Source organism: uncultured Microbacterium sp. (genome assembly GCF_963521645.1).
Taxonomy (GTDB): domain Bacteria; phylum Actinomycetota; class Actinomycetes; order Actinomycetales; family Microbacteriaceae; genus Microbacterium.
This window is the reverse complement of the sequence record NZ_CAUQVQ010000134.1, coordinates 1-4,228: the sequence shown is the minus strand read 5'-3', so window position 1 is coordinate 4,228 and position 4,228 is coordinate 1. Positions and strand designations below refer to the sequence as shown.

Annotated in this window: 5 protein-coding genes; 1 reads left to right on the top strand and 4 read right to left on the bottom strand. The window is 69.0% G+C overall.

What is annotated here, in order from left to right:
• Window positions 1-1,032: replicative DNA helicase (dnaB, locus tag RWO82_RS15245; RefSeq protein ID WP_314428378.1), on the top strand; the 1,032-nt coding region annotated here is incomplete at its 5' end.
• A 273-nt stretch (window positions 1,033-1,305) separates the two neighbouring features.
• On the opposite strand, the gene RWO82_RS15240 is transcribed toward dnaB, so the two are convergent.
• The 4 genes from RWO82_RS15240 to RWO82_RS15225 all read right to left on the bottom strand — a co-directional run.
• A complete protein-coding gene (locus RWO82_RS15240) occupies window positions 1,306-2,091 on the bottom strand; it encodes a DNA/RNA non-specific endonuclease (RefSeq protein WP_314428377.1) in 786 nt (261 codons plus the stop codon).
• A 101-nt stretch (window positions 2,092-2,192) separates the two neighbouring features.
• A complete protein-coding gene (locus tag RWO82_RS15235; protein WP_314428376.1) occupies window positions 2,193-3,089 on the bottom strand; it encodes an SDR family oxidoreductase in 897 nt (298 codons plus the stop codon).
• Between the two features lie 204 nt (window positions 3,090-3,293).
• A complete protein-coding gene (locus tag RWO82_RS15230; RefSeq protein WP_314428375.1) occupies window positions 3,294-3,521 on the bottom strand; it encodes an RNA-binding S4 domain-containing protein in 228 nt (75 codons plus the stop codon).
• 96 nt (window positions 3,522-3,617) lie between these two features.
• Window positions 3,618-4,228 (bottom strand): PepSY domain-containing protein (locus tag RWO82_RS15225; RefSeq protein ID WP_314428374.1); only part of this gene is annotated, 611 nt, incomplete at its 5' end.

Genomic DNA, 4,228 nt, shown 5'->3' with positions numbered 1-4,228 from the left:
TACTACGCCGGCATCGTGTCGGAGCGTGCGATCCTGCGACGCCTGGTCGACGCCGGCACGCGCATCGTGCAGCTCGGGTACGACGGGCAGGGCGACGCGACCGACCTCGTCAACAACGCGCAGGCCGAGATCTACTCGATCACCGGATCGGAGACCGCCGAAGACTACGTCCCGCTGCAGATCGCGGTCGACGCCGCCCTCGAGGAGATCGAGGCGGCCAGCGGACGCGACGGCTCGATGACCGGCGTGCCGACGGGATTCAAGGAGCTCGACGAGCTGACCAACGGCCTGCACGGCGGACAGATGATCGTGGTCGCTGCTCGTCCTGCCATGGGTAAGTCGACGCTCGCGCTCGACTTCGCGCGCGCTGCGTCGATCGGTCACAACCTGCCGTCCGTCTTCTTCTCGCTCGAGATGGGCAAGAGCGAGATCGCGATGCGACTGCTCAGCGCCGAGGGGCAGATCCCGCTGCAGAACATGCGAAAGGGAAACCTCGACCCGCGCGACTGGACGACCGTCGCCGCGACCCGAGGACGCATCAACGACGCGCCGCTCTACATCGACGACAGCCCCAACATGACGCTGGTCGAGATCCGGGCGAAGTGCCGTCGGCTCAAGCAGCGCGAGGGACTGCGGATGGTCATCATCGACTACCTGCAGCTCATGACCTCGGGCAAGCGCGTCGAGTCCCGCCAGCAGGAGGTCTCGGAGTTCTCGCGAAGCCTCAAGCTCATCGCCAAGGAGCTGCAGGTCCCCGTCATCGCTCTGTCGCAACTGAACCGTGGCCCCGAGCAGCGTCAGGACAAGAAGCCCGCCATCAGCGACCTGCGCGAGTCGGGATCCATCGAGCAGGACGCCGACATGGTGATCCTGCTGCACCGCGACTCGGTCTACGACAAGGACGTGCGCCCCGGCGAGGCCGATCTGATCGTCGCCAAGCACCGTAACGGCCCGACGGCGACGATCACGGTGGCGTTCCAGGGGCACTACTCGCGCTTCCACGATATGGCGCCGGGTGGCGACTTCAACTGAGTCGCAGAGACCACTCAGGGCGTCAGCGAGGGGGTCAGCCGCAGCGGAGGGGAGACGGGACGCCCCCACCACGGGGGAGGCGGCGGAAAGGGCGCCCGTCAGGCGCCGCCATAGGGACGGCGCCACGGCCGTCGCGTCGAGCGCGACAGCTCCGCTCCCTCAGGGTTACACCCGATCCGAATCGGCACAATTGACCCTTTGGCCAGAGCCGTCTCGCGTTCCGGCGGGGCGTGTTTCGGACGATCACTCTCACCCCGGCCACCACCACGCCGGCTAGAGCGTGATGTCGGATGCTGAGGCGAGCGGCCGCCACTCCGTCGGTCGCGCGCTGCGCTGCGGGAGCACATCGGCGGCGAGCACCGGTCCGAGGTCGAGCCCTGTCATCCGCGCGATCTCGGCGAGCGGAACCTGGAACGTGCGGAATGCGCCGAGCGGCGGCGCGGCCAGCAGACCGTCCCTCGTGTCCACGAGGTCGGACTGATCGAGCACGAAGCCCGTGGCGGCGAGACCGTCGGGTCCCTGCCAGACCGCGACCTTCCAGAACCGAAGAGGGATGCGGATGCCGCGGTAGGCCGGATCGTCGGCCTCCAGCACGGGGGCGGTGAAGACCGAGATGCGCTGATCCGTCGACTCGGCGTATTCGATCACATGGTCTTCGAGGCCCAGCCAGAGTTCCTTGGACTGGTTGAACCCCGCGGCCTGCGGCGCGGCGTTCGGATAGAAGAACGTCGCCTCGGTCGCCGCCCTCGCGTCATCGGCGTCGCCCCACCCGGGGTCTCGCCGACGCACGAGATGACCGCGGTCGAGGTCGTTGCGCGCGTACACCTCGGGGCCGGTCTGCAGGCCATCGTCGACGCGGGGGTCGAGCCGCCACTCTCCGCTGCGCAGCAGCTCGCGCAGCCGCCCGCCGTCGATGTTCACGCCCGTCACGGCGGCCAGGCGGCGCTCGCCGTCGAGCAGCACGGTGAAGCGCGGATACGTCAGCTCCACCGCATCCTGTGCGGGGCGGGGCAGGGGAACCCGCGTCGGAAGGAAATCGGGGTCGTATCCGTCTGCCATACCGCCATATTGCCTGGAGGCACCGACACCGCCGCGCGGGTGCCGCACGCGAGAACGCCCCCGCCCGAACGACTCGGGTGGGGGCGTTCGCAGTCAGCGACTCACGGTGTGGGCATGCCGCCGTTGACGTTGAGCGTCTCGCCCGCGACGTAGCTCGACTCGGGGGAGGCGAGGAACACGTAGGCGGGGGCGAGCTCGGCGGGCTGACCCATGCGGCCCAGAGGGGTATCCTCGCCGAACTCCGGGAGCTTCTCCTGCGGCTGCCCGTCGCTCGGCTGCAGCGGCGTCCAGATGGGTCCGGGGGCCACGGCGTTGACGCGGATGCCCTTCGGCGCGAGCTGGTCGGCGAGCCCCTTCGTGAAGGCGTTGATCGTCGCCTTGGTCGACGCGTAGTCGACCAGGATCCCCGACGGCGAATACGCCTGGATCGACGTGGTGTTGATGATCGTCGAGCCCGCGGGGAGGTGCGGGAGAGCGGCCTTCGTGATCCAGAACATCGCGTAGACGTTGGTCTTGAAGGTGTCGTCGAACTGCTCGTCGGTGATGTCGGTCAGCGATTCCTTGTAGATCTGCTTGCCGCCGTTGTTGACGAGGATGTCGAGGCCTCCGAGCGCACCGACCGCCTCCGAGACGAGCGTGCGGCAGTACTCGGGGTCGCGCAGGTCACCGGGGATCTGTGCGACCGTGGCGCCCGCCTCCCGCAGGATGCCGGCGATGCGGGCGGCATCCTCCTCCTCCTCGGGCAGGTACGAGAGGGCGACGTCGGCGCCCTCACGCGCGAAGGCGATCGCGGTCGCCGCGCCGATGCCGGAGTCGCCACCGGTGATGAGGGCCTTGCGTCCGGTCAGCCGGCCGGTGCCGCGGTAGCTCTCTTCGCCGAGATCGGCCTTCGGAGCGAGGTCGGCATCGAGGCCGGGCTCCGGCATGTGCTGCTTCTCGGGCTCGATGTCGGAGTAGAGCTCAGCCGGGTTGGTGAAGGTGTACTGGTCGCGAGACATGAGGGTTCCTCTCGGTCGCTGATCTGGGGGTACGACTCCAGCGTGCGCCGCAGCAGGAATGTCGGCCAGCGCCTTGCGTCTCGCCGGCCGGCCCGCTATTACGCGAGGCGTGCGCGGGTGCTTCCCCGCGTGCGGGGGCAGTCGCGCCGAGATCATCCGCCTCGGACGGAGTCCTCCGCCTCAGACGATGTCATCCCGTCGAGGTCAGGGGCGCACGCGAACGGTTCGGCCCTCGAAGGTGACCAGGTCGCCGTCGTGCAGCTGACGACCTCGGCGACGGTCGACCTCGTCGTTGACCTTCACGAACCCGTCGATCACGACCTCTTTGGCGTCGCCGCCCGAGTCGAGGAGTCCCGAGAACTTCAGGAACTGGCCGAGGCGGATCATCTCCCCGCCGATGGAGACGTCGTCGATCCGCCCGGAATTCGTCATGAGTGAAATGGTAGCCGTCGCACACGGAAAGAGCCGCCGGCCCCTGTGCGGGACCGGCGGCTCGAAGAACGACGTCGGGGCTGCGGTGCAGGTCGCTCAGTCGTCGGTGTCGGTGCCGACCACGGCGAAATCGGCGCCGAAGTCGATGTCGACCGAGCGGTTGTCCTCGGTCAGCACCGATGCGTCGTAGGGGCTGACCTCGTCGTTGTCGACGTCGAGGTCGGTGATCATGCCGTCGGTCTCGGCCAGGGCGGCGTCGACCAGGGCGCGGATGGTCGCCTCGTCGAGGGTGTTCGCCGGAGCCGAGTCGTCATCCTCCTCGGTCGAGATCACGGTGGCTTCGAGGTCGGCGTCCACCCGCACCTCGGTCTCGCTGCCGTTCGGTCCGGTCAGCTGCACCTCCCACGTGCCGTCGCGCTTGGCATCGATCGAGGTGACATCTCCCTCGGCGGCGCCGCGAGCCGCCTCCGCGATCGCCACGAGCTCGTCGGCCGAGTCTGTGCCGATACCGGTCACCGGGCCGCCCCCCTGCGAGGGACGCTGGCCGTCGTCGTCGCGGTCTCCTCCGCGATCGTCGCCGGGCTGGCCGTCGCGGTCCTCGTCTCCACGAGGTCCGTCGGACATCGACGGGCGATCATCGTCGTCGTCTCCGAACTCGTCGCCCACGGCTGCGCCCAGCGCCACACCGCCGCCGAGCAGCACCACGG

Coding starts and splice junctions, on each gene's coding strand:
- RWO82_RS15240 (WP_314428377.1), bottom strand. CDS start 2,091: ATGGCAGACGGATACGACCCCGATTTCCTTCCGACGCGGGTTCCCCTG.
- RWO82_RS15235 (WP_314428376.1), bottom strand. CDS start 3,089: ATGTCTCGCGACCAGTACACCTTCACCAACCCGGCTGAGCTCTACTCC.
- RWO82_RS15230 (WP_314428375.1), bottom strand. CDS start 3,521: ATGACGAATTCCGGGCGGATCGACGACGTCTCCATCGGCGGGGAGATG.